The sequence below is a fragment of the Actinosynnema sp. NPDC023587 genome, assembly GCF_040640215.1.
In the GTDB taxonomy this organism is placed as follows: Bacteria; Actinomycetota; Actinomycetes; order Mycobacteriales; family Pseudonocardiaceae; genus Actinosynnema.
In genome coordinates, this window is record NZ_JBFABG010000024.1 from 1 (window position 1) to 24,927 (window position 24,927).

General features: G+C 72.0%; 23 protein-coding genes. 13 read left to right on the top strand and 10 right to left on the bottom strand.

Annotated features, from left to right (window positions below; translation table 11 throughout):
* Window positions 1–86: 86 nt before the first annotated feature.
* Window positions 87–2,087 (bottom strand): glycosyltransferase, encoded by a 2,001-nt coding sequence (locus AB0G01_RS33620; protein ID WP_360954369.1) that lies wholly within the window; start codon window positions 2,085–2,087, stop codon window positions 87–89.
* Window positions 2,084–2,704 carry a DUF998 domain-containing protein gene (locus AB0G01_RS33625; RefSeq protein ID WP_360954372.1) on the bottom strand — a complete coding sequence of 207 codons (621 nt, stop codon included), beginning with the start codon at window positions 2,702–2,704 and terminating at the stop codon, window positions 2,084–2,086. The genes AB0G01_RS33620 and AB0G01_RS33625 overlap by 4 nt, the downstream gene beginning before the upstream one ends.
* A 159-nt stretch (window positions 2,705–2,863) precedes the next feature.
* On the opposite strand from AB0G01_RS33625, the gene AB0G01_RS33630 reads away from it, so the two are divergent.
* From AB0G01_RS33630 to AB0G01_RS33640, 3 genes are all read left to right on the top strand, one after another.
* The gene (locus AB0G01_RS33630; RefSeq protein WP_360954375.1) at window positions 2,864–3,799 is read left to right on the top strand and encodes an ABC transporter ATP-binding protein; all 936 of its coding nucleotides are present in this window, start codon (window positions 2,864–2,866) and stop codon (window positions 3,797–3,799) included.
* A gap of 53 nt (window positions 3,800–3,852) precedes the next feature.
* Window positions 3,853–4,572, top strand: a complete 720-nt coding sequence (locus AB0G01_RS33635; RefSeq protein ID WP_360954535.1) for an ABC transporter permease — start codon at window positions 3,853–3,855, stop codon at window positions 4,570–4,572.
* Window positions 4,573–4,685: 113 nt separating this feature from the next.
* Window positions 4,686–5,627, top strand: coding sequence for a COX15/CtaA family protein (locus AB0G01_RS33640; protein WP_360954378.1), 942 nt, complete (start codon window positions 4,686–4,688; stop codon window positions 5,625–5,627).
* On the opposite strand, the gene AB0G01_RS33645 is transcribed toward AB0G01_RS33640, so the two are convergent.
* The 4 genes from AB0G01_RS33645 to AB0G01_RS33660 are packed head-to-tail and all read right to left on the bottom strand — an operon-like array spanning window position 5,564 to window position 9,765.
* The gene (locus tag AB0G01_RS33645; RefSeq protein ID WP_360954381.1) at window positions 5,564–6,028 is read right to left on the bottom strand and encodes a helix-turn-helix domain-containing protein; all 465 of its coding nucleotides are present in this window, start codon (window positions 6,026–6,028) and stop codon (window positions 5,564–5,566) included. The two genes, AB0G01_RS33640 and AB0G01_RS33645, sit on opposite strands and share 64 nt — an antisense overlap.
* 47 nt (window positions 6,029–6,075) lie before the next feature.
* The gene (locus AB0G01_RS33650; protein ID WP_360954384.1) at window positions 6,076–6,573 is read right to left on the bottom strand and encodes a DUF742 domain-containing protein; all 498 of its coding nucleotides are present in this window, start codon (window positions 6,571–6,573) and stop codon (window positions 6,076–6,078) included.
* 7 nt (window positions 6,574–6,580) lie between these two features.
* Window positions 6,581–7,024, bottom strand: coding sequence for a roadblock/LC7 domain-containing protein (locus AB0G01_RS33655; protein WP_015103605.1), 444 nt, complete (start codon window positions 7,022–7,024; stop codon window positions 6,581–6,583).
* Window positions 7,021–9,765, bottom strand: coding sequence for a nitrate- and nitrite sensing domain-containing protein (locus AB0G01_RS33660; protein ID WP_360954388.1), 2,745 nt, complete (start codon window positions 9,763–9,765; stop codon window positions 7,021–7,023). The genes AB0G01_RS33655 and AB0G01_RS33660 overlap by 4 nt, the downstream gene beginning before the upstream one ends.
* 347 nt (window positions 9,766–10,112) lie before the next feature.
* Between AB0G01_RS33660 and AB0G01_RS33665 the strand changes: the two genes are divergently transcribed.
* A complete protein-coding gene (locus tag AB0G01_RS33665; protein WP_360954391.1) occupies window positions 10,113–10,520 on the top strand; it encodes a DUF485 domain-containing protein in 408 nt (135 codons plus the stop codon).
* The gene (locus AB0G01_RS33670; RefSeq protein ID WP_360954394.1) at window positions 10,517–12,094 is read left to right on the top strand and encodes a cation acetate symporter; all 1,578 of its coding nucleotides are present in this window, start codon (window positions 10,517–10,519) and stop codon (window positions 12,092–12,094) included. Before AB0G01_RS33665 ends, AB0G01_RS33670 begins: the two co-directional genes overlap by 4 nt.
* 47 nt (window positions 12,095–12,141) lie before the next feature.
* Here the strand turns inward: AB0G01_RS33670 and AB0G01_RS33675 are convergent, their stop codons facing one another.
* Window positions 12,142–12,993: a hypothetical protein gene (locus AB0G01_RS33675; protein WP_360954397.1), complete on the bottom strand. Its 852-nt coding sequence runs from the start codon at window positions 12,991–12,993 to the stop codon at window positions 12,142–12,144.
* Between the two features lie 324 nt (window positions 12,994–13,317).
* Entirely contained in the window at window positions 13,318–13,605 is a 288-nt protein-coding gene (locus AB0G01_RS33680; RefSeq protein ID WP_360954400.1) for a hypothetical protein, read from the bottom strand.
* A 37-nt stretch (window positions 13,606–13,642) separates the two neighbouring features.
* Here AB0G01_RS33680 and AB0G01_RS33685 point away from each other — a divergent pair, with 37 nt between their 5' ends.
* Window positions 13,643–15,265 (top strand): DUF885 domain-containing protein, encoded by a 1,623-nt coding sequence (locus tag AB0G01_RS33685; RefSeq protein WP_360954403.1) that lies wholly within the window; start codon window positions 13,643–13,645, stop codon window positions 15,263–15,265.
* A gap of 114 nt (window positions 15,266–15,379) precedes the next feature.
* Entirely contained in the window at window positions 15,380–16,351 is a 972-nt protein-coding gene (locus tag AB0G01_RS33690) for a quinone oxidoreductase (protein WP_360954406.1), read from the top strand.
* A gap of 153 nt (window positions 16,352–16,504) precedes the next feature.
* On the opposite strand, the gene AB0G01_RS33695 is transcribed toward AB0G01_RS33690, so the two are convergent.
* A complete protein-coding gene (locus AB0G01_RS33695; RefSeq protein WP_360954409.1) occupies window positions 16,505–17,089 on the bottom strand; it encodes an FKBP-type peptidyl-prolyl cis-trans isomerase in 585 nt (194 codons plus the stop codon).
* Window positions 17,090–17,310: 221 nt separating this feature from the next.
* Between AB0G01_RS33695 and AB0G01_RS33700 the strand changes: the two genes are divergently transcribed.
* The 4 genes from AB0G01_RS33700 to AB0G01_RS33715 all read left to right on the top strand — a co-directional run bounded on the left by AB0G01_RS33700 (window position 17,311) and on the right by AB0G01_RS33715 (window position 20,404).
* Window positions 17,311–18,318 carry a hypothetical protein gene (locus AB0G01_RS33700; protein WP_360954412.1) on the top strand — a complete coding sequence of 336 codons (1,008 nt, stop codon included), beginning with the start codon at window positions 17,311–17,313 and terminating at the stop codon, window positions 18,316–18,318.
* 6 nt (window positions 18,319–18,324) lie between these two features.
* Window positions 18,325–18,972 (top strand): hypothetical protein, encoded by a 648-nt coding sequence (locus AB0G01_RS33705; RefSeq protein WP_360954415.1) that lies wholly within the window; start codon window positions 18,325–18,327, stop codon window positions 18,970–18,972.
* 50 nt (window positions 18,973–19,022) lie between these two features.
* Window positions 19,023–19,676, top strand: a complete 654-nt coding sequence (locus AB0G01_RS33710) for an HD family phosphohydrolase (protein WP_360954418.1) — start codon at window positions 19,023–19,025, stop codon at window positions 19,674–19,676.
* A 176-nt stretch (window positions 19,677–19,852) separates the two neighbouring features.
* Window positions 19,853–20,404: a sigma-70 family RNA polymerase sigma factor gene (locus tag AB0G01_RS33715; RefSeq protein WP_360954421.1), complete on the top strand. Its 552-nt coding sequence runs from the start codon at window positions 19,853–19,855 to the stop codon at window positions 20,402–20,404.
* 70 nt (window positions 20,405–20,474) lie between these two features.
* Here AB0G01_RS33715 and AB0G01_RS33720 read toward each other — a convergent pair whose 3' ends face one another.
* On the bottom strand, window positions 20,475–21,398 hold the full coding sequence (locus AB0G01_RS33720; RefSeq protein WP_360954424.1) for a heme o synthase: 924 nt from the start codon (window positions 21,396–21,398) through the stop codon (window positions 20,475–20,477).
* Between the two features lie 285 nt (window positions 21,399–21,683).
* Between AB0G01_RS33720 and tkt the strand changes: the two genes are divergently transcribed.
* Window positions 21,684–23,777 (top strand): transketolase, encoded by a 2,094-nt coding sequence (gene tkt, locus AB0G01_RS33725; protein ID WP_360954427.1) that lies wholly within the window; start codon window positions 21,684–21,686, stop codon window positions 23,775–23,777.
* A 36-nt stretch (window positions 23,778–23,813) separates the two neighbouring features.
* Window positions 23,814–24,926 (top strand): transaldolase, encoded by a 1,113-nt coding sequence (tal, locus tag AB0G01_RS33730; protein WP_360954430.1) that lies wholly within the window; start codon window positions 23,814–23,816, stop codon window positions 24,924–24,926.
* Window position 24,927: the final 1 nt, after the last annotated feature.

The following is a 24,927-nucleotide window of genomic DNA, read 5'->3' on the forward strand; positions in this document are numbered from 1 at the left end:
CTCCGACGCCCACGCGGCCACGGTCATCGGCGACACCGTCGGCGACCCGTTCAAGGACACCGCCGGTCCCGCGATCAACCCGCTGATCAAGGTGCCACGGGCAGGCCGGTCGCCCGGGCGTAGAGCGCCTCGAACTTCTCCAGCGTCGTCTCGATCGCGTGCGCCCCGATCAGCTCCAGGCTCGCCGCGCCCATCCGCGCCGTCACACCGGGGTCGGAGAGCACCGAGTGCAGCCGGTCCGCCAGCCCCGGCACGTCGCCCGGTGTGAACAGCCACCCGTTGCGGCCCTGCCGGCACAGGTGCGGCAGCGCCATCGCGTCCGCCACCACGACCGGCTTGCCCGCCGCCATCGCCTCCATCGTCGCCAGGCTCTGCAACTCCGCGATCCCCGGCATGCAGAACAGGTCCGCACCGGTGTAGGCGTCGAGGAGCTCCTCCTCGCCCACGAACCCGCGGAACCGCACGCGGCCGGCGATGCCGAGGTCGGCGGCCAACCGCTCCCACTCCTGGCGGCACGAGCCGTCGCCCACGATGTCGGCGTGCAGGCGGGGCACCAGGGCCACCGCGCGCAGCAGCTCGTCGACCCGCTTCTCCTCGTCCAACCGGCCCACGAACAACACCGTCGGGCCGTCGTTCGTGCGCACCGCCGGGCGCAGCCGGTAGCGGTCGATGTCGATGCCGCAGGACACCGGGACCGCGCGGGCCGGGAAACCGTTGTCGTGCAACAACTGCACCGCGCGCGGGGTCGGCGCGGTCACCACGTCCGCCGCGCCGAACACCCGGGTCAGGTCGCGCCACGCCCACCGGGACGCCACGCCCTGCAACCACTGCGGGCACCGCGCGTGGCCGAACAGGTTCTCGGGCATGAAGTGGTTGGTGGCCACCGTGGGGATGCCCATCGCCGACGCCTGCCGCAGCACGTACCGGCCGACCACGAAGTGCGCCTGGACGTGCACCAGGTCCGGCCGCAACTCCGCGAGCAGCGCGCCGACGTCCTTGCGCACCTGCCACGGCAGACCGATCCGGAACGAGCGGTGGAAGGGCGTCCGGTACGACCTGAGCCGGTGCACGGTGATGCCGTCCACGTGCTCGGTGCGGGCCCGGCCGGCCGGGTCGACCGCGATCACGTGCACCTCGTGGTCCCGGCCCGCCAGGCCCGTGGCCAGGCGGTGGGCGAACCGAGCCGCACCGTTGACGTCCGGCGGGAACGTCTCCGCGGCGATCACGATCCGCATGGCGCGTCCGTAGTGCACAGTGGTCTCCGATCTCAGTGGTGCAGGTGTGTGTGGTTCGCGGGCCAGCACGACCACGCCGCCGATCGCGACGGTCGCGCAGGCGAGTTCGGCCAGGGCGACGAGGCCGCTGGTCCGGTTGGCCTCGCCGAGCAGCCCCGCGCCGATGCCGACGGCGACGAGCGGGTCCACGACGGTGAGGCAGGCCACCGCCAGGTGCGGCGGCCCACTGGCGTAGGCGTGCTGGATGAACCAGCCGCCGACGAGCAGGGAGGCGGCGATGCCCGCCGCCGAGAAACCGGTCGTCCAGTCGACCCGATCCGCCTGGACGTCCTGGGACACCGAGCGCATGAGCACCGACACGTAGCCGTAGGCGACACCGCCCGCCGCGCCGAAACCCAGCCCCCGCGCCACGGGATTCGTCGACAGCACGGCGAGCAGCACCGGCGCGGCGATCAGGCCGAGCACCAGCAGGCCCGCGGTCAGCTCCGCCTCCGGCACGACCGGGGTGGCCGTGGCGCTGCCGGCCGCCAGGAGCACGAACGCGCCGACGCCGAACGTCGTCAACGCCACGGCGGGCAGCTCGCGCCGGCGGCCGTCGAGCACGGCGGTGACGCCGATCGCCAGCACCCCCACCGGCTGCACGACGCTCAGCGGGGCCATCCCCAGCGCCACCGCGTGCACACCGGCACCGACGAGCAGCAGCACCAGACCACCCAGCCAACGCGGCCGGCGCAGCAGCTCCAGCACCCGCAGCGGACCGTCACCGGCGCGCACCGCGTCGTGCTGCAACCGCGCGGCGAACGCGAAGAACACCGCACCCGCCACGGCGAGCAGGACCGCGAGCCACGTCACGACCGCACCTCCCGCCGGGCGACTCCGGCGGCCAGCGCGAACAGCAGGCCGTACAGCAGGGCGAACAGCAGCCGCTCGAAGAGGCCGAGCAGCACCGCGCCTTGATAGGTCAGCGTCACGTGGCTGGCCATGAATGCCAGCGACGTGATACCGGAAGCGACCGAAAAACGACGCACCGACGTACTGGAAATGAATCGGCGGGAAATCAGCCACCCGGCCAGCGGCAGGCTCGCGAACATCACCGCGCCCGCGTAGCGGTGCACCGCGCCGGAGAACGACGTCGGCGTGCCGGTCGGGTCGGTCGGGAACACCGCCGCCGCGGTCAACCCCGCCGCCCACAGCGCCATCAGCACCGCCACCGGCCCCCGCCTGGGCAAACCCCGCCGGACCAGCACGACCAGCAGCGCGACCGACGCCGCCGCGAGGGACAGTGCGGTGACCGCCAGCAGCCCACCGCCGTTGGCGACGAAGATGTAATCGCTGATCGTGTGGCTGATCGGACTAAGTTCGCCGACCGACGCCACGTGCAGGTAAACAATCGGGAACAGCGACAGGACGAGGCCCGCAACAGCCAACGGCAGCACCGCCGCCCGTCTTTTCCCCCGGTTCTCCGCCACACCGGAATCTTGGCCGCGGAACAGCACTCCGAACTATCCGGATTGCCCCCGAGACGACCCTGAGGTGACCCCGACCGCCGTGGGGGGGTCAGCCCCACCACCGGGTCGCGCCCACCCCACCACCGCGACCACCCGGTACACGCCCTAGGCTCTGCCGTCGTGAGCCCGCATCCCCAGCACCCTGCCGTGGAAGTGTCGGGGCTGGTCAAGCGGTACGGCTCCGTCGTCGCGGTGAACGGACTCGACCTCACCCTCGAACGCGGTGCCGTCCTGGCGCTGCTCGGCCCCAACGGCGCGGGCAAGACCACCACCGTCGAGGTGTGCGAGGGGTTCCGGAAAGCCGACGGCGGCCAGGTCCGCGTGCTCGGCCTCGACCCCCGCGCGCCCGAGCTGCGCCCGCGCATCGGCGTGATGCCGCAGGGCGGCGGCGGCTACCCCGGCATCCGCGTCGACGAGATGCTCCGGCTGGTCGCCGCGTGCGCCGCGCACCCGCTGGACCCCGCGTGGCTGCTGGACGTCCTCGGCCTGGCCACCGTCGGCCGCACCACCTACAAGCGCCTCTCCGGCGGCCAGCAGCAGCGGCTGTCCCTGGCCTGCGCCCTGGTCGGCCGGCCGGAGCTGGTCTTCCTCGACGAGCCCACCGCCGGCCTGGACCCCCAGGCCCGGCGGCTGGTGTGGGACCTCGTCGCCGCGCTGCGCACCGACGGCGTCAGCGTCCTGCTCACCACCCACCTCATGGACGAGGCCGAAGCGCTCGCCGACCACGTCGTGATCGTCGACGCGGGCCGCGTGGTCGCCGCCGGCACCCCCGAGGAGCTCACCGCCCGCAACGCCGACGACGACCAGCAGCTCAGGTTCCGGGCCCGACCCGGCCTCGACCTGACCCTGCTCACCGGCGCGCTGCCGGAGGGGATGCGGGTGCGCGAAGCCGGGCGCGGCGGGTACCTCGTCGAAGGCCGCATCGACCCCCAGGTCGTGTCCACCGTGACGTCCTGGTGCGCCCAGCAGGGCGTGCTGGCCGAGGAGCTGACCGTGGCGAAACGCAGCCTGGAAGACGTTTTCCTCGACCTGACCGGACGGGAGCTGCGGTCGTGACGTTCGCACCCGGCACCTTCACCCCCGCGCCCGGTCGCGGCCCGCTGGCGCGGATGCTGTTCGTCCAGGCGCGCACCGAGGCCGTGCTGACCCTGCGCAACGGCGAGCAGATCCTGCTCACCGTGCTCATCCCGGTGGCGCTGCTGGTCGCGCTCGCCACGATGTCGGTGATCCCGGTGCCGGACCCGCGAGTGGGCTCGGCCGTCGCCCGGGTCCTCGCGCTCGCGGTGATCTCCTCCGCGTTCACCGGGCAGGCCATCGCACTCGGCTTCGATCGGCGCTACGGCGTCCTCAAGCGGCTGGCCGCCACCGCGCTGCCCCGCTGGCTGCTGGTGGGCGGCCGGATCACCGCCGCGTTCGCCGTGGTCGCCGTGCAGGTCGTCATCCTCGCGATCACCGCCCTGCTGCTCGGCTGGGAACTGCCGTCCGCCGTCGGGCTGCTGTGGGTGGTCGTGCTGCTCGTGCTGGGCACGCTGTCGTTCGGCGCGCTCGGCGTGCTGCTCGGCGGTGCGCTGCGCGCGGAGATCGTGCTGGCGCTGGCCAACATCGTGTGGGTCGTGCTGCTGCTCATCGGCGGGGTCGCGCTCGGCGTGGACAGCCTGCCCGGGTGGCTGGGCACCGTCGTCGAACTGCTCCCCTCGGCGGCCCTGGCCGAAGGTCTCCACACGGCCGTCGTGGACGGCGGCGCACCGGGACCGCGCCAGGTGCTGGTGCTGCTCGGCTGGGGCGTGGTGGCCGCCGCGCTCGCCTCCCGCACCACGAAGCTGAGCTAGCCGGCGGCACCGCCCGCCGCGTGGTGAGCGGGCTCACGGCGTCCCCCGGGTCGGTGGGCACCCGTCAGACCCGGCCGCGAGCTCTCAGGATGCGCTACCTACCATCGGTAGCCGTGCCTCTCTGGTTGACCGCTTTCCTCCTCAAGTTCCAGCGCGTGTTCGCCATCGCGGTGGTGATCGCGGAGGCGGGGATCGCGGTGACCGGGTCGGTGGTCCGGGTCACCGGCTCCGGGCTCGGCTGCCCGACGTGGCCCGAGTGCGTGGCCGGCAGCCTCGTCCCGGTCCCCCACCCCGAGGTCGCCCCGCTGCACCAGTGGGTCGAGTTCGGCAACCGGACGCTGACCGGCGTGGTCGGGATCATCGCCGCGCTGTGCGTGCTCTCCGCGTGGGTCGACCGGCCGCGCCGGCGGCGGGTGCTGACCCTGGCCCTGGTCCAGTTCGGCGGGGTGGTCCTGCAAGCCGTCATCGGCGGGTCGCTGGTGCTCACCGGCCTGCTCTGGTGGACGGTCAGCATCCACATGCTGGTGTCCATGGTGCTGACCTGGGCCGCCGTGCTGCTGGTGGCGTCGCTGCGGGAGGGCGACGGACCGGCCGAGCCGCTGGCGTCGCGGAACGTGCGGCGGCTCCAGGTCGTGCAGGCCGGGGTGCTGGGCCTGCTGATGCTGGCCGGCACGTTCGTCACCGCCGCCGGGCCGCACGCGGGCGACTCCGCCACGCCCCGCCTGCTGCTGCCCGTGCCGACGCTCGCCCAGATCCACGCCGACCTGCTGTTCCTGTTCCTGGGGATGCTGATCGCGCTGGGCTTCATGCTCGGCCGCCAGGCCCGGCGCGCCTACCTGGTCCTGATCGCCACCGTCCTCGCCCAGGGCGTGGTCGGCATGGTCCAGTACTGGACGGGCGTGCCGGAGGTGCTCGTCTCGGTGCACGTGCTGGGCGCGGGCGCGGTCGTGATCGCGACGGCGAACCTCTGGACCGCGACCCGCGTGCGCCGTCACCTCGACGACGAGGGCCTGCGCTCCCAGACGGCGGGCAGCTCCGTCGCCAGCCACGCGTAGAGCTCGTCCACGGTCCGCAGCCGCCGGGCCCGTTCCGGGTCGCCGCTCATCAGCCGCATCCCGGCCTCGGTCAGCTCGCGCACGCTGGTCAGCGCGTCCAGCTTGCGCTGCACCAGCTCGGCCCACTTCTTCTCGTTGATCCGGTACTGCGCCGCCTGCCGGCCCCGGCGCGTGCGCTTGGTCACCAGACCTTCGTTGACCAGGAACTTCATATTCGTCGAGATCGAGCCGCTGGACGCCTCCAGCTCCTGCGACAACTCCGCCGCGGTGCGCTCGGACGGCTGGCACACCAGCAGGTAGCCGAGGATTCGACCCCCGATCAGCGGGATGCCCTCCTCGGCGAAGTGCGCGGCGAACCGCTCGATCCACGACGACAACCGCGTCTCACGCCCGACACCCACGCTGACCATCCCCCTGCTTCGGTCGACACTGAAGCCATCGTAGGCAGTCAGAGGCGGCGAAGCCCGGACAACACGCGCTCCATCAACACGAGATCGGGTTCTTCGGCGGACGCGGTCTCGTGCACGTCGATCAGACCGCGCTCGGCCATGTCACCGAGCAGCACCTTCGCCACGCCCAGCGGCAGCCGCAGCAGCGCCGCGACCTCGGCCACCGAGCGCGGCGCGGCCACCAGGTCGATCACCTCCTGGTACTCGGACCGCACCGCACCCGGTAAGTCCCAGTCGACCACCGACACCAGCGTCTCGATCTCCAACTGGTGCTTCGACGTGGTGCGCCCGCCGGTCCACGAGTAGGCGCGCACGCTGGACGCCGCCTCCTCGCCCGACAGGTCCGGGGCGTCCTGGAAGACCGGGTGCGGCCTGGTCGGCCGCTCCACCGGGTCGGGTTCCTCGGCGCGCCGCGACGACCGCCGTCCGCTCAGGCTGAACCCGTCGAGCAGGTCCGCGAACGACCGCTCGGCGGGCGGCTCCTCGTCCTGGGTCATGACCACCTCACGCCGAAGGGCGGGCCATCATCCGCTTCACACCGTGCAGTTCGGCGCGCAGCTCGGGGGTGAGGAGCTGACCGACCTGGTCCACCACGACGGTCATCTCGTAGGCGACCTGGCCGACGTCCGCGTCCGGCGCGGCCAGCACCGCCAGGCACGAGCCGTCCCGGATCGACATCAGCAGCATGATGCCGTACTGCATCTCGATCACCGAGCGCAGCACGCCGCCGCCGTCGAAGCACCGCGCGGCCGACTCGGTCAGGCTCGCGACGCCCGCCGCGATCGCGGAGAGCTGCTCCGCCCGGTCGTCGGGCAGGCCGCTGGACGCGGTGAGCAGCAGCCCGTCCACGGAGATCACCACGGCGTGGGCGACGCCCGGCACGCGTTCGGCGAAGTTGCTCACCAGCCAGCCGAACTGGTCGATCTGCCGTGACCTCTGCCCGCTCATGTCGTGGTCTCCCGCCCCGTTCGGTTCTCACCGGAGTCGCGTACACCTTGCCTGACGCCGGTCTGGTAATTCGCCAGGAATCCGCGTGTCGCGCTCGGATCCCTCCGTACGGGTGCCGCCGGGTCGGGGGCGTTGGGCCGTTCGGCGGCCAGGTTCGAGCGCGGACGCCTCTTCGGCAGCCCCGCGGCGTTCTCCTGCACCGGCGGATCCCCCTGTCCGGGCACCTCCACGTGCCCGGAGTGTTCAACGCCGGAGGAGCCCGGTGGTTCCCCGGACCCGTTCGGGCCCCGGGAACGACCGAACCACGGCGCGCCCGGCCGCGCCGCTCCGGCGGTGTCCGACGGTGCGGGATTCGCCGTGCCGGGTGCGGAGCCCGGCACGGGCTTGGTGAAGAACGCCCCGGCCCCGGCCGGCGGTGCCGGCGAGCTCGGGGTGACCGTGGTGCCGAAGGCCGTGGGGCCGGTCGGCGGGGGTTCGGCGGTGCGGCCCCGGAAGGACGACCACTTCTCGTCGCGGGGCGGTCCACCCGCCGGGGGCGCACCCGGCGCGGGCACCGCCGCCCGGTGGCTGCCCGGTGCGGACTTGACCGGCGCGGCCGGGGTCGACGGCGATTGGGCCGGCGGGGACTGCGCCAGGGGGGACTGCGCCAGTGGGGACGCGGCCGACGGGGACTGCCCTGACGAGGACTGCGCCGACGGGGGTTGGGCCGACGGGGGTTGGGCGGCCTCGGGCAGGGCCGCCGGGGGGCCGCCCTGCTGGGGCGTGGCGGCGGGCGGCGGCGCGGCGGCGTGCCGGCCGGTGGCCGGTTTCACCGCGCGCACCAGTTCGGCGGGCAGCGCCACGACCGCGCGCACGCCCTCGCCCTGCTCGCGCAGCGCGACCTGGATGCCGTGCCGCCCGGCGAGCCGGCCCACCACGTACAGGCCGAGCTGGCGGGACACCGGCAGGTCGCCCGCCTCCTCGTCGGCGGCGGCGCGGGCGATCTTCGCGTTGGCCTCGACCAGGTCCTCCTCGGACATGCCGACACCGACGTCGACGACGTCCACCAGGACCCCGCCGCCGGGCCGCCCGCGCCCGCCCACCACGACCTGGGTGCGCGGCGGCGAGAACGTCGTGGCGTTGTCCATCAGCTCGGCGATCAGCCGCACCACGTCACCCGCGGCGTAGCCGACCACCTCGACCGGCGGCGTGCCCTGGAAGACGATCCGCTGGTACTGCTCGATCTCGGACGCGGAGGCGCGCAGCACGTCGCCCAGCGGCACGGGGCGGGTGAAGCGGCGGGCCATGTCGCTGCCGGAGAGCACCATCAGGTTCTCGTTGTTGCGGCGCATCCGGGTCGCCAGGTTGTCCAGCTTGAACAGGCCCGAGAGCTGCTCGGGCTGCTCCTCCCGGCGTTCGAGCTCCTCCATCAGCCGTAGCTGCCGTTCCACCAGGCTCTGGCTGCGGCGGGACAGGTTGATGAACGCGTTGCGCATGCCGGTGCGCAGCTCGGCCTGCTCGGTGGCCGAGCTGACCGCCTGCCGGTGCACCGCGTCGAACGCGCGCGCCAACTGGCCGAACTCCTCGCGGGTGTGCACCGGCACGGGGTCGATCGTCACGTCGGGCGCGGTGACGTCCTCGCGCAGTTGGGCGACCAGGGTCGGCAGCCGGTGCTGCGCCACGTCCAGCGCGGCGACCCGCAGGGCGCGCAGCGAGCGCAGCAGGTAGCTGCCCACGACGAAGCCGACCGCGACCGCGGCGAACAGCGACGCCAGCAGGATCGCCGACGCCAGGCCCGCCCGGTCGCTGGTCTCGTCCTGGAGCCGGGCCGCGGACGCCTTGAGCTGGTCCTCCAGACCGCGCAGCACGCGGTCGAACTGCCGGGCGGTGGTGGTCGACCCGGCGTTCCACGCCTCGACGTCGACCCGGCGCAACCCCTCCGGGTCGATCCGGACCTCCTGGAACAGGGTGTTGCGGGTCTCCACCGACGGGCCCGCGACAGCGGCCCGGAAATCGGCCTGCTGCTGCGGCGTGGCGACGGCGTTGAAGTCGGCGATCTTGTCCAACTGGCGCGTCCAGGACTGCTCCAGCATGTTGCGCTCGGTGTCGGGCAGCGCACCGGTGCGGACCCCGGACAGCACGGTCGCGTGCTGCCAGGAGATCTGCTCGGCGGCCATCGCCAGGTTGTGCAGCGCGTTCGCGGTGCCCGCCAGCGCGGGGTCGCCGAAGTCGCCGACCATCGCCTGGTCGAAGTCCAGCAGCGCGCGCAGCACGACGGTGTAGCCGCCGATCGCGGCGGTGGCGTCGACGGTGCGCGCCAGCAGCCGGTCGCGCAGTTGCGGCAGACCGTCGAGCTGCACGTCGACGTCGTGGAACCGGGCCGTCGCGACCTCGCCGAGCGAGGACGCGGTGCGCTCCAGGAGGTTGCGCACACCGGCCGCCGCGGTGTCGGTGTTGCGCAGGAGTTCCTTGAACCGCCGCTGTTCCGCGCTGGTCGCCTCGACACCACGCGCGGCCACCGCGCGCTCGGCCTGGACGTTGGCGATCAGCGGATCCAGACCGGCACGCAGGGTCACCATCCGCTGCGCCGCGGAGTAACCGTCCGAAGCCCTTACGTAGCCGCGGATCTGCACCACGCCCGCGCCGATCGCGACCAGCACCGGCACCGCGAGCACGGCGGCCAGCTTGACCGGCAGACGCCAGTTCCGCCAATCCGCGACAGCGCCCCACCACGGCCAGCGCGCGCTGTTGTCGCCAGTCACCACACAAGTCCCGGGAGTTCGAGTAGTTGATCCGCCACGCACGACGTCGCCTGCGCCAAGGCGCACCGGCAGCGGATGCTGATGGGCGATAGTAGGTCGAGATCGGGGCCGGGACAACGACCTTGGCGCATGTGCTCATCCGTTCGGATCAGGCACGCACAGTGAAGTTAACGTCGAAACCCGGCCGGGGCCGCGCGGCGGCACGGGAGTTGAGCAGCCGGAACGCTTGCGCGGTGGCATTTCGTGACGCAATCGGCCGTTGACTGGTGGCTCTTCGTGATTAGGCTGATCGCTCACCGGGCCGCGCGATCCCTGCGGTGGAGAAGGCAGCACACCGTGGAGGGTTGATGGCGAAGGCGATCCTGCCCCCGGGCGAGTCCAGACGGGCGCGCGGTTTCGCGACGTTCGACGAGCCGCCGCCGCCCCTGCTGGTGGACGGGGCCGGGCGGCCGGACTTCGCGGCGATCCGGGACACCGCCGAGTTCCGCGAACTGCGCCGGCGCACCAGGGTCTTCGTGCTGCCCGCCGTCCTCGGCTTCCTGACCTGGTACCTGACCTACGTGCTGGCGTCGGCGTACGCGGCGGAGTTCATGAGCGGCAAGGTGGTCGGCGAGATCAACGTCGGCGTGGTGCTCGGGCTGCTCCAGTTCGTCTCCACCCTCGCGCTCACCACGGCCTACGCCCGCTACGCCCGGCGGCAGATCGACCCGCAGGTGGCGGCGGTGCGCGCGCTCACCGCGCAGGAGCGGCCGTGATCGGCGAGGACACCGCGCTCAACCTGGGCGTGTTCGCGGTCTTCGCGGTGATCACGCTGTTCGTGCTGTACCGGGTGGGTTCGCGCAGCGCGAGGGCGTCGGACTACTTCGCCGCCGGGAGCAGCTTCACCGGGCCGCAGAACGGGGTGGCGCTGTCGGGCGACTTCCTGTCCGCCGCGTCGTTCCTGGGCATCGCCGGCAGCATCGCGGTCAACGGCTACGACGGGTTCCTGTACTCCGTCGGCTGGGTGGTGTCCTGGCTGCTGGGGCTGATGATCGTCGCGGAACGGCTGCGCAACACCGGGCGGTTCACCCTCGGCGACGTGCTCGCGTTCCGGATGCGGCAACGCCCGGTGCGGGCCGCCGCGGCGAACGTCACACTGGTGATCTCGCTGTTCTACATGATCGCGCAGGTGGTGGGCGCGGGCGGGCTGATCGCGCTGCTGCTGGACGTGCGCACCGCCGGCGGGCAGGCGCTCGTGTTCGCGGTCGTCGGCGCGGTGATGGTGCTGTACGTGCTCGTCGGCGGGATGAAGGGCACCACGTGGGTGCAGATCATCAAAGCCGTGCTGCTGCTCCTGTGCGTGACGTTGATGACGGCGTTCGTGCTGGGGAAGTTCGGGTTCAGCCTGTCCTCGGTGCTCGAAACGGCGACGACCAAGACGCCGTTGGGGCCGGAGGTGCTGGAGCCGGGCGTGCGGTACGGCGGTTCGCCGTTGGCGGGACTGGACTTCGTGTCGCTCGCGCTGGCGCTGGTGCTGGGGACCGTGTCCCTGCCGCACGTGCTGACGCGGTTCTACTCGGTGCCCAACGCCCGCGAGGCGCGGCGGTCCGTGGTGTGGGCGACGTGGACGATGGCCGCGTTCTACCTGTGCACGCTGGTGATCGGGTACGGGGCGCTGGCGCTCGTCGGGTCGGACGCGATCAAGAACGCGCCGGGCGGCGAGAACTCCGCCGCGCCGCTGCTGGCGTTCCGGATCGGGGGCGTGGTGCTGCTGGGGATCGTGTGCGCGGTGGCGTTCGCGGCGATCCTGGCGGTGGTGGCGGGGTTGACGTTGACGGCTTCCGCGTCGTTCGCCCACGACGTGTACGCGAACGTGGTCAAGCGGGGGAAGGCCGACCCGCGGTCGGAGGTGCGGGTCGCGCGGCTGACCGCGGTGGCGATCGGGTTGGCGGCGATCGGCGGCGCGATCGCGGCGAACGGGCAGAACGTGGCGTTCCTGGTGGGGTTGGCGTTCGCGCTCGCGGCCTCGGCGAACCTGTCCACGATCGTCTACTCGATGTTCTGGAAGCGGTTCAACACCAACGGGACCCTGTGGGCGATCTACGGCGGGCTCGGGTCGTGCGTCCTGCTGATCGCGTTCTCGCCGGCGGTGTCGGGGCTGAAGACCTCGGTGTTCCCGGACGTGGACTTCGCGCTCTTCCCGTTGGAGAACCCGGGGTTGGTGTCGATCCCGCTCTCGTTCCTGTGCGGGTGGTTGGGGACGGTGCTAAGCCACGAGGTGGCGGACCCGGACAAGCAGGCCGAGCTGGAGGTCCGCTCGCTGACCGGGATCGGTTCAGGTCTGCGGTAGCCCGCTCGGATTCGGGTCCGGGCGTTCAGGGAGTGCTCAGCGGGCGCTCATCGGGCGCTGAGGGCGGCGCGCACGGCCGAGGCGAACCGCAGGGGCGCGGCGGCGTCGGTCTGCCGGAAGCCCAGCGACGGTTCCACGAGTTCGAGTTCCAGCAGCAGCGGTGCGCCGTCGTGCCCGGCGACCAGGTCGACGCGGGCGTAGAGGAGCTCGGCGCGGTGGAGGTCGAGCAGGTGCGCGGCGGCGTCGAGGGCGTCTTCGGCGACGCGGCGCTGCGCGGCGGTGGGTGACGCACCGGAGAGCCGTTCGACGACGTAGAGCCCCGAGTCGTCGACCTCGGCGTCCGGGGTGAGCATCGCGCCCTTGGTGAAGGCGTGCGAGTACTGGCCGCCGAAGAAGACCAGCGCGGTCTCCCCCGCCGAGTCCACGGCGGACTGGTAGGGCTGGACGAGTGCCGGACCCGCCAACGAGTCCAGGTGGGCCGACGCGGTGGAGCGGTCCCCGGCGGCGACCCGGAGCGCGCCCCGCGACCCGGCACCCACGGTGGGCTTGACGACGAACTCGCCGTCGGGCCAGTCGGAGAAGCCGGGCGACACCACGAGGGTGGGCACCACGGGCACGCCGGCGGCGAGGTCGACCATGTAGGACTTGTCGGTGTTCCACGGCACGACCACGGCCGGATTGGCCAGCGCGGGCACGGAGGAACACCAGGAGAGGAACTCCCCCAACCGATCGGGGTAGTCCCAAGTGGACCGCAGGACCACCAGATCGGCGGCCTCGTCAGACCCCCACACCGACCACGTCGCCGACACCCCGACCTCGGCCAGGGCGTCGATCACCGCGTCGTCGTCCCCGTCACCAGCGGGCAGGGAGGCACAGGTGGCAAAAAGAACCTTCACCACCGCAGCCTAGACAATCCCCCGATCGCACCGGTTACGCCGAACGCCGAACGCCGGTGGAGGTGGGGTGCTGTTCACCCGCTGGGCACGGGCCGGGCGAGGGGTGGGCCCGGGGGTGCAGGCCTAGGCACGGGGCGTCGGTGCGCGGCCGGCGGGTGGCCTAGGGCGTGATGAGCCGGGGGGTGACTCGGCTGTTCCACCAGAGCGCCGCCACCTTGTTCTGGCAACGAAACCGCGCCCGACTTGGTGCCCGATCCGCCGCACCTTCGCCCGATCGAGTGATCAAGTCTCCGCGAATCGGCAGGTCAGACCCCACGAACCAGCAGGTCAGCGGCCTGCCATCTTGCGGCGGTGGGCGGGGCCGATCTTCAGCGCCGCCGTCGTCTCGCGGTCCCACTCGTGGGCTTCCAGGTCCGCCACCGCCGCCACCACGGCTTCCGCCTCTTCGACGGTCGGCAGGATCACGTCGCCCATCGCCCCGTCGTCGCCCACCAGCACCACGCGCGCGCCCGCCCGGCCGATGTTCTCCACCACCGCGCGCGCCGGCTTGCCGTGGGCCGCCACGAAGGCTTCCGCCGTTTTGACCGCCGCACCGATCTTCTTGTCCTCAGCCACCCCGCCAGACTAGAACCTGCGGGTAACTTCCGTGCACGTGACCGAAACCACGACACTCCCCCGACTGGTCGACGACTTCCTCTCCTGGCAGTTCGACCGGCTCCCGGGCACCGCCGCGCTGCTCGGCTCGCTCGCCCACGACCACACGCTCGGCGACTTCCGCGCCGAGTCCTTCACCGCCTACGACCGCGAGGCCGCCGGCTGGCTGGAGCGGTTCGAACGCGCCGACACCGACGACCTCGACGACTCCGTCGACCGCGACCTGGTGATCTCCGTCCTGCGCGGCCACCTCGCCAGAACGTCCTGGCCCGCCTGGCGGCGCGACCCCTCCACCTACACCTCGGCCGTGTTCTACCCGCTGTTCTCCGCCTTCCTGAACCGGCTGCGGCCCGAGCGCGAGCTGGTCGACAGCGTCATCGCGCGGCTCGCCGAGGTGCCCGCCGTGCTCGCGGCGTGCGCGGCGAACCTCGACGCCGACCTGGCGTCACCTCGGCTCGTGGCGCGGGCGGCGGCCCAGGCCAGGACGGGCCGCGCGTTCGTCACCCGGACGTTGCCGGGCGAGGTGGCCGATCCCGACCTGCGGGCCGCGCTGGCGTCGGCGGCCGAGCCCGCGGCGGCGGCGTTCGACCGGCTCGCGGCGTTCCTGGACGGGTTCGCGGAGACCGCGCGGGGCGACTGGCGGATGGGCGAAAAGCTCTACTCGACGTTGCTGCGCGACCAGGAGGTGCTCGGTTACGGTGCCGCCGAGCTGCACGAGCGCGGCAAGGTCGCGTACGCCGGGTTGGAGGCCGAGATCCGGGAGCTGGCCGGCTCCGACGACTGGCACTCGGTGATGCTCTCGCTCCAGGACGACCACCCGCCGACCCCGGAGGCGATGCGCGTCGAGTACGAGGCCGAGACGCGGCGGGCGCGGGCGTTCCTGGTCGAGCACGGGCTGGTGACGCTGGCCGACGGCGAGGAGTGCCGCGTCGTCCCGTCGCCCGCGTTCCAGCGGCCGATCCTGAGCGTCGCGTCCTACATGTCGCCGCCGCCGCTGACGTCGGCCCGGGTGGGGCACTTCTTCGTGCCGTGGCCGCCGGAGGAGTTCACCGCCGAGCAGGTCGAGCAGCGGTTGCGGTCGAATTCGCGGGCGCAGTTGGCGACGGTCGCGGTGCACGAGGCGTACCCGGGCCACCACTGGCACCTGTCGTGGCTGGCCACGCAGAACCGGCCGGTGCGCAAGGTGCTGCGCACGCCCTACTTCTCCGAGGGGTGGGCGTTGTACTCGGAGAAGCTGCTGCGGGAGCACGGCTACTACAGCGCGGAGAACGTCGGCGACCCGGTCAAGGCGCGCGGTCAGGAGCTGGCGTACGTGGAGGCGCGGTTGTTCCGCGCGGCGCGGATGATCGTGGACACCGCGCTGCACTGCGGTGACATGGACGTCGCGGAGGCCCAGGAGTTCATGACGACGAAGGCGTCGTTGACGGCGGGCACGGCGCAGGGCGAGGTCGACCGGTACTGCGCGTGGCCGACGCAGGCCCCGTCCTACCTGACCGGCGCGCTGGAGATCGATCGAATCCGGGACGAGTTCACCGGGACGCAGCGGGAGTTCCACGACACGTTGGCGGGCTCGGGTGCGCTGCCGCTGGGGCTGGCGCGGCGGGTCGCGTTGGGACGGTGAGCGGCGGGTGGTGAGCGGCGGGGCGGGTTCCCGGATGCCGGGACGCGGAACAGGACGGCGCGCGGGAGAGTTGGTCCGGCTGTAGCGGAACCGACGTGTGCGGGAGGACGGGACATGCCCAAGGCAGTGGTGGTGCACGCGACCGGCGGGCCCGAGGTGCTGGAGTTCGGCGACGTCGAGGCGAAGTCGCCGGGCGCGGGCGAGCTCCTGGTGGACGTCGCGGTGGCGGGCGTGAACTACATCGACACCTACCACCGCGAGGGCCGCTACCCGTTGCCGCTGCCGTTCGGCATCGGGCTGGAGGGGTCGGGGCGGGTGTCGGCGGTGGGCTCGGACGTGTCCGGGTTCGCGGTCGGCGACCGGGTGGCGTGGGCCTCCGCGCCGGGCAGCTACGCCGAGCAGGCGTTGATCCCGGCGTCGGGCGCGGTGGCGGTGCCGGACGGCGTGGACGACGACGTCGCGGGCGCGCTGCTGTTGCAGGGCCTCACGGCGCACTACCTGGTCGCCTCGACCTACCCGGTGCGCAGCGGTGACGCGGTGCTGGTGCACGCGGCGGCGGGCGGGGTCGGGCTGCTGCTGGTGCAGCTCGCGAAGGCGCGCGGCGCGCGGGTGATCGGCACCGCGTCCACGGAGGCGAAGGAGGCGTTGGCGCGCGCGGCGGGCGCGGACGAGGTGATCCGGTACGACCAGGTGGAGTTCGCGCCGGTGGTGCGGGAGCTGACCGGCGGCGAGGGCGTGGCCGCGGTCTACGACGGCGTGGGCGCGGCGACGTTCGACGGGAGTCTGGCGACCCTGCGCCCGCGCGGGTACCTGGTGCTGTTCGGCGGTGCCAGCGGCGCGGTGCCGCCGGTCGACCCGCAGCGGCTCAACCAGGCGGGCTCGGTGTACCTGACGCGTCCGTCGCTGGGCGCGTACACGGCGACGCGCGAGGAGCTGGAGTGGCGTGCGGGCGAGCTGTTCGCGGCGGTCGCGGACGGGTCGCTGGACGTCCGGATCGGCGGGCGCTACCCGCTCTCGGACGCCCGCAGGGCGCACGAGGACCTGGAGGGCCGCCGCACCACCGGCAAGCTGCTGCTCGTGCCGTAGCGGGCCGGTGGTGCCGGGGTCGGGCGCGATCGTGACGTCGGCGTCCGGGCCGCGAGCGCCGTGGTCGCGGCACCCGGGGTGGGTGGTCGTGCTGTGCGGAGGGGCCCCGGCGGTGTGCCGGGGCCCCTCGTCGTCCGGCGGTCCGCCGGGTGCTCAGCCCTCGACCTTGACCGCGTCCACGACGAAGATCAGCGTCTCGCCGGGCTGGATGGTGCCGCGCCCCTGCGGGTAGCCCTTGTCCGACGGCACGACCAGCAGGCGACGGCCGCCTTCCTTGAGACCGATGAGGCCCTCGTTCCAGCCTTGGACGACCGATGCCTGACCGATGTTCTTCAGCGGGAACGGCGCGCCGTTGTCCCAGGACGCCTCGCGGGTCTTGCGGTCGCGGAAGGTCGCCAGGACGTAGTGGAGCTCGGCGTCGGACCCCGCCTTGATCTCCGGGCCGGTGCCCTCCGTGAGGTCCTTGACCAGCAGGCCGTCCTGCGGCTTGCAGCCGGTCGGCACGGTGATGGTCGGCTTCGCGCCGGGTTCGCCGGTCACCTCGTACTGGGTGACCTCGCACGGCGGGCCGCTCGGCTCGGGGAGCGTCTCCGCCTGCGCCTCGGAGGTGGCCGGCGCGGTCGCCGACGGGGAGTTGGTCTTGGTGGACGGCCGGTCGCTCGCGGTGCACGCGGACAGCGCCAGGCCGGCGGACAGCAGGGAGACGAGGACCAGGGCCGTACGGCCGACAGTACGCATGGTTGCGGAGCTTATGGTGCGGCCCCGGACGCCGTACGCCCAGGCCCACTGCGGGCGCAACGCCGGTCACGGTGCGCTGCCGGCGGGCCGGAAATAAAACCGCAAATGTGCCACTAATTACCGCTTCCGCAGTTCGACACCCCAGCGTACAGTAACTCCGCGCAGTTGATCGGATACCGAAGGCATTCGACCTTTTGGGTGCCCACCAAGGAGGTGAACACGTGTCCGCGGTGCCCAGGGGCGAACGCGGCAACCTGTTGCAGGAATTGTTCTGGACCAGGACCGGGCTGCTTCTGCTCCTCCTCGTGGTGACCTCCGGAACCAGTCTGGCCATTTCCAGTGGAATGGACCCGGGGACCGCGCGGAACTTCATCGCGTCGGTCGGCACGGGCACCATGATCTCCGCCGTGGTCGGCTTCACGCAGACGCTGATCACCAGTTCCGCGGCGCAGCGCGCGCTGATCACCCCGGTGGTCGAGGAGAGCCGCAAGGCGCTGCACGACCTCACCGCCGAGTACCGGGCGCTCGACCGCGAGTTCTTCCCGAGCGACGTGTTCGAGCCCACCGCGCGGCCCGACCCGGCGTTCAACCAGTTGATGATGCAGGACCTGGAGCGGACCCGGCTGTACGGGTTCCGCGGCTTCGCGGGGCGCTACGCCGCCTGCCGGCTGCTGCTGTCGCAGTCGGAGTGCGAGCTCAGGGCCGTCCTCGCCGACCCGGGGGACGACGACGCGATCAGCGGCCGGGCCCGCTACCTGCTGCGGCACGAGGGCGCGGAGGGCGACTACGACACGATCGTGGACCGGTTGCGCGACCAGATCTCGATCGGCCTGGTCGGTCTGTTCCTGGCCCGCAGCCGGTGTTCCCGGATCGACCTGACGATCGTGTCGGACCCGCCGCTGGACCGGCTGGAGCTGTTCGACGACAGCGCCTGGCTGACGCTGTACAGCAACACCGGCGCGGGCACCGTCCGGCTGTACCCGCGCACGCTGCGCTTCTCCGAGGGGTCGTTCCTGTACGGCATGGAACGCGCGGAGTTCCTGCGCATCAGCAATTCCAAGGCAGGGCGGCACGTCGTGATCACGCCGGGCAGCAGCCGGGCGGACTTCCGCGTCCTGTTCGAGCGGATCACCGCCACGCCGTTGTCCGAAGAACGTTTTCGAGCCCTTGAGGACAAGTTCCACCGGTTCCGCCGGGAATTCTCCGCCTCCGCTCAGTTGGGGAGCTGATAAGTCGTGTTGACCAAGTCTGCCGGGTCCTCCGCCCTCGTGGAGCTCGCCGCGATCATCTCCGTGGCCGACCCCCCTGTCGTCGACCTCTGGGAGCACGTGCGCGGCCGGTTCCGGGAGTGGGCGGAGCGCCCCGACCTCCGGGACCGGCTGCGCGCGCACCTGCGCCGGCTGACCCCGCAGGAGGAGATGCGGGTGGTCGCGAAATCGCGGGAGACCACCACGCACTTCGCGTGGTGCCTGCGGGACGAGCCGGCCGAGCCGTTCACCTTCTGGCTGCACGAGTACAAACCGCAGCAGGACTGGCGGCAGGGGTACGCCGATTCCATCCACAACCACCGCTACCACTTCTGCACGATCCTGCTCGCGGGGTCCTACCTGCACGAACGCTTCACCGCGCGACTCGCGGCGGACGGCCGCTCCATCGAGGACACCGCGTTGCTGCGCAGCACCCGGGCCCTGGAGGGCGATTCCGGGACGATGTTGGCGCACGAATTCCACCGCATCCCGAAAGCGGCGGACGACACGGTGACATTCCTGGTGAAGAGCCGCGCGATCACCCCGTGGAGCCTGTCCTACGACCCGGACACCCGCACCAGTCACCGGCACGTGCCGGTCGAGGCGAGGCTGGAGGAACTGACGAACGCGCTCTGACGGCCGGTCGGCCGACTTACCATCGCCCCACCCGGCACGGGAGGGGTCCCATGAGCACGGTCTCGGTACCGACGATCACGGCGCAGGCGGTCTCCGAAGTGGAGCGCGAGGTGTGGCGGCTGTGCCGCACCCTGGCCGCGAAACTCCAGTTCCACGGCTGGCACCACGTCAGCTTCGTGCGCGACAAGGCGGTCGGCTTCGCCCGGCGCAACGGCTCGGACGTCGCGCTGGTCGAGGTCGCCGCCCTGGTGCACGACGTGAACTACATGGTCCGGAAGAACTCGCTGCCCGTGGACGGGCGGCGGTTGCGGCTGTCCATCCTGGCCGGCGCGGGCGTCGCGGACGCCGTGGCGGCCAGGGTGGACGCGGTCGTGGAGGAGGCCGAGATGCGCACCCGGCACCGGCACATCTCGCGGGAGGCGCAGGCGCTGTCCGACGCCGACACGCTGTTCAAGGCGCTGCCGGTGACGCCGGTGGTGCTCGCGCCCCGGTACCTGGAGGAGAACGGCATCACGCTGCGCGAGCTGGCGCACAAGATCGTCGGCGAGCAGCAGGGCAAGCAGGACGAGGGCTTCTACTTCTACGACCCGGAAGCGGCGGCCACCTACTCGCGGTGGGCGACGGCGAACCTGGAACTGTGGCAGTGCATCGTAGAATCGTTGAACGATCCCACCGTCGATCGGCTGCTTGCCGACGTGTCCTGACTACGCTCTAAACCTGATCTGGTCCAAGTTGGTCCGAAAGTCACCCATAATTACTCCACTTACCCGCGTAAGGCTCACCGAGAGTGCACGTCACCCGAGTGAAGCTGCGGTGGGCGCTGCGGCGGGGGTGGAGGTGCGAGGTGTTCGCGGATGACAGGACAGTCCCGTTAAGGGAGATGGTGTCGCCGGAGGTCGTGACCCAGGCGGTGGGTGGTTCGCGGGACGCCGTGGCGCACCTGCTCAAGGCGGTCCGGCCGGCCGTGCTGCGCTACTGCCGGGCGCGCCTGGGCGGGGCGCTGATCGCGCCTGACGACGTCGCGCAGGAGGTGTGCGTGGCCGTGCTCCAGGCCCTGCCCCGCTACCGCGACCAGGGCAGGCCGTTCCTCGCGTTCGTCTACGGGATCGCCGCGCACAAGGTCGCCGACGCCCACCGGTACGGGGCGCGCAACCGGATCGACCCGGTGGCCGACGTGCCGGACGAGCCGGTCACCGAGGCCGGGCCGGAACTGGTCCTGCTGCGCGGCGAGCTGTCCGAGGAGATGTCCCGGCTGCTCGACGTCCTGCCGCCCAAGCAGCGCGAGATCCTGCTGCTGCGGGTCGTGGTGGGGTTGTCGGCCGAGGAGACCGCCGAGGCCGTCGAGTCGACCCCGGGAGCGGTGCGCGTCGCCCAGCACCGCGCGCTCACCCGGCTGCGGAAGGTGATCGAGGGGCACCTGGTGACGAGCTGATCGACCCGCGCGCACCTCCCGGGGCGGGAGGTGCGCGCGGAGAGGTCGGTTCGAGGTGGGCCGGGTGGCCCTAGAACGGCAGGCCGAGCACGGGCAGGCCCACGACCGCGTCGACGGCCAGGCCGCAGAACACCAGCATCAGGTACAGGTTCGACATGTGGAAGAACTTCATCGTGTTGGTCGACCCGCCGCGCCGCACGACGCCGTGCAGCCGGTGCGCGAACACCGCGAACCAGATGCCCGACAGGGCCGCGATCGACACGTAGATCCACGACGTCACGGGGGCCAGCAGCAGCGTGCACACCACGGTGATCCACGAGTAGATCACGATCTGCCGCGTCACCTGCTGCGCCGTCGCCACCACCGGCAGCATCGGCACCCCGGCCCGCGCGTAGTCCTCCTTGAACTTCATCGCCAGCGCCCACGTGTGGGGCGGCGTCCAGAAGAAGATCACGCCGAACATCACCAGCGCGGGCCACGCGACCGTGCCGGTCACCGAGGACCACCCGATGATCACCGGCATGCAGCCGGCCATCCCGCCCCAGATGATGTTCTGCGACGTGCGCCGCTTGAGCACCAGCGTGTAGACGAAGATGTAGAACAGGATCGTGGCCACCGCGAACACCGCGGAGATCAGGTTGGTGGTCAGCCACAGGAACGCGAACGACACCACGCCCAGCACCACGCCGAAGATCAGCGCGTTGCGCGGCGGGATGGTGTTCTGCGCGAGCGGGCGGGCCCCGGTGCGCTTCATGACCGAGTCGATGTCGGCGTCGACGTAGCAGTTGAGCGCGTTCGCCGAGCCCGCCGCGAGGGTGCCGCCGGCCAGCGTGCACGCGATCAGCCACAGCGGCGGCAGGCCGCGCGCGGCCAGCAGCATCGCCGGGATCGTGGTGATCAGGAGCAGTTCGATCACGCGCGGCTTGGTGAGGGCCACGTACGCGCCGACGACCTGTCGGGGCGATCGCGCCGGTAGCTCGCTGACGGCACTCATCGCACTCCTCGGTCAGGTCTCGGGATGAGCAGATCGTAACCGCGTGTGGAAAGCACAGCCCGTTCGGGTACGCCTGAAGGTGAGGAAACACCGGTTCCGGCCGCACCCGACGAGTTGTTCGCCTCCCGTGTGCGTACACCCACAGAGTGTTCACGGCACGAGGGTCCGGCGAGCCGACTAGGCTGGCCGGCGGACGAGGGAAAACCGCGGATCGGGCCGGACGGAATCGATTGAGAACGATTCGTCGCACCCCTGCCGCCTACGTGAGACTGGAGCTGGAAGTCCGTGTCCGTCACCGATGACATCACCCGGCTGACCGAGGCCCATCTGCCCGACGACTGGACGGAGCTCGACAAGCGCGCCGTCGACACGGCCCGCGTCCTGGCCGCCGACGCGGTCCAGAAGGTCGGCAACGGCCACCCCGGCACCGCGATGAGCCTGGCACCGCTCGCCTACACGCTGTTCCAGCGCGTCATGCGCCACGACCCGGCGGACGCAGACTGGCCGGGCCGCGACCGGTTCGTGCTCAGCGCCGGCCACTCCAGCCTGACCCTCTACGTGCAGCTCTTCCTGGCCGGCTACGGCCTGGAGCTCGACGACCTCAGGGCGTTGCGCACGTGGGGCTCGAAGACCCCCGGCCACCCCGAGCACGGGCACACCCGGGGCGTGGAGATCACCACCGGGCCGCTGGGCCAGGGCTTGGCCTCGGCGGTCGGCATGGCGATGGGCGCGCGCCGCGAGCGGGGCCTGTTCGACCCGGACGCCGCGCCCGGTGAGAGCCCGTTCGACCACCAGATCTTCGTGATCGCCTCCGACGGCGACATCGAGGAGGGCGTGACCTCCGAGGCGTCCTCGCTCGCGGGCACCCAGGAGCTGGGCAACCTCACGGTGATCTACGACGACAACAAGATCTCCATCGAGGACGACACCGCGATCGCGCTGTCCGAGGACACCGCGAAGCGCTACGAGGCCTACGGCTGGCACGTGCAGGTCGTCGAGGGCGGCGAGAACGTCGCGGGCATCCTCGACGCGCTGCGGAAGGCCAAGGCCGAGACCGCGCGCCCGTCGTTCGTCCTGCTGCGCACGATCATCGGCTACCCCGCGCCGAACAAGCAGAACACCGGCGCGGCGCACGGCGCGGCGCTGGGCGGCGACGAGGTCGCGGCGGTCAAGGAGCTGCTGGGCTTCGACCCCGGGCAGACCTTCGAGGTGGCCGACGAGGTGCTGGCGCACGCCCGCGAGGTCGTCCAGCGCGGCGAGGCGGCCAAGGCCGAGTGGCAGAAGTCGTTCGACGCGTGGGCCTCGGCGAACCCGGAGCGCAAGGCGCTGTTCGACCGGCTCACCGCCCGCGAGCTGCCCGAGGGCTGGACCGACGCGCTGCCGTCGTGGGAGCCCGACGCCAAGGGCGTGCCGACCCGCAAGGCCTCCGGCGAGACGCTGACCGCGCTGGCGGCGGTGCTGCCGGAGCTGTGGGGCGGCTCGGCCGACCTCGCGGAGAGCAACCTGACCACGATGAAGGGCGAGACCTCCTTCGGGCCGGAGTCGATCTCGACCGGCATGTGGAAGACGAACCCGTACGGCCGCACGCTGCACTTCGGCGTCCGCGAGCACGCCATGGGCTCGATCCTCAACGGCATCGCGCTGCACGGCCCGACCCGCCCGTACGGCGGCACGTTCCTGGTGTTCTCCGACTACATGCGCCCGGCCGTGCGACTGGCCGCGGTGATGAAGTCCCCGGTCACCTACGTGTGGACGCACGACTCCATCGGTCTGGGCGAGGACGGCCCGACGCACCAGCCGGTCGAGCACCTGGCCGCGCTGCGCGCGATCCCGGGCCTGACCGTGGTGCGCCCCGGCGACGCCAACGAGACGGCCGCCGCGTGGCGGGCCAACATCGAGCAGCTCGACGGGCCGGTCGGCCTGGCGCTGAGCCGGCAGAACCTGCCGGTGCTGGAAGGCACCAGGGAGAAGGCGGTCGAGGGCGTCAAGCGCGGCGGCTACGTGCTGGCCGGCGACGGCGAGCCCGAGCTGATCCTGATCGCCACCGGTTCCGAGCTCCAGATCGCGGTCGAGGCGCGCACCGCGCTGGAGGCCGAGGGCGTCACCACCCGCGTCGTGTCGATGCCCAGCATCGAGTGGTTCGACGCGCAGGACGAGACCTACCGCGAATCGGTGCTGCCGTCCTCGGTGAAGGCGCGCGTGGTGGTCGAGGCGGGCATCGCCCAGCCGTGGCACCGGTTCGCCGGCGACGCGGGCGAGATCGTGTCCATCGAGCACTTCGGCGCGTCGGCGGACTACCAGACGCTGTTCCGCGAGTTCGGTTTCACGACCGAGAACGTCGTGGCGGCGGCCCGCCGGTCGCTGGCCGGGGTCCGCTAGCACCCTTCGCCGGAAACTCCCAGGGGAGATGACGAGATGACCAACGACAACTTGGCCGCGCTGAGCGACGCCGGCGTGTCGATCTGGCTGGACGACCTGTCCCGCGAGCGGCTCGACACCGGCAACCTGGCCGACCTGATCGCCCACCAGCGCGTGGTGGGCGTGACCACCAACCCGACGATCTTCGCGAGCGCGCTGGCCAAGGGCGAGGCCTACGACCAGCAGGTGCGCGAGCTCGTGGCGCGCGGCGCGGACACCGACGCCGCCGTCCGCGAGATCACCACCTCGGACGTGCGCCACGCGTGCGACCTGTTCCGCTCGCTGCACGAGTCCACCGACGGCGTGGACGGGCGGGTGTCGATCGAGGTCGACCCGAGGCTGGCCAACGACACCGAGGCCACCGTCGCCGAGGCGCGCGACCTGGCCAAGGCGGTCGACCGGCCGAACCTGCTGGTGAAGATCCCGGCCACGGTCGAGGGCCTGCCCGCGATCACCAGCGTGCTCGCCGAGGGCATCAGCGTGAACGTGACGCTGATCTTCTCCACCGCCCGCTACCGGGACGTCATGGAGGCGTTCGTCGCCGGTCTGGAGCAGGCCAAGGCCAACGGCCACGACCTGCGCGGCATCCACTCGGTGGCGTCGTTCTTCGTGTCCCGGGTGGACACCGAGATCGACAAGCGGCTGGAGGCGCTGGACACCCCGCGCGCGGCGGAGCTGCGCGGCCAGGCCGCGATCGCCAACGCGCGGCTGGCCTACGCGGCGTTCCAGGAGACCTTCCGGGGCGAGCGCTGGGACGCGCTGGCCGCCGAGGGCGCTCGCCCGCAGCGCCCGCTGTGGGCGTCGACCGGCGTGAAGGACCCCGCCTACTCCGACACCCGCTACGTGGACGAGCTCGTGGTCGCCGGCACGGTCAACACGATGCCGGAGAAGACCCTCGAGGCCGTCGCCGATCACGCCACCATCACCGGTGACACCGTGACCGGGCGGGCCGCGCAGGCGCAGGAGGTCTTCGACTCCCTGGCCGAGGTCGGCATCGACCTCGACGACGTGTTCGCCGTCCTGGAGACCGAGGGCGTCGACAAGTTCGAGAAGTCCTGGGCGGAACTGCTCGACACCGTGACCGGCCAACTGAACCAGGCTAAGGACTGAA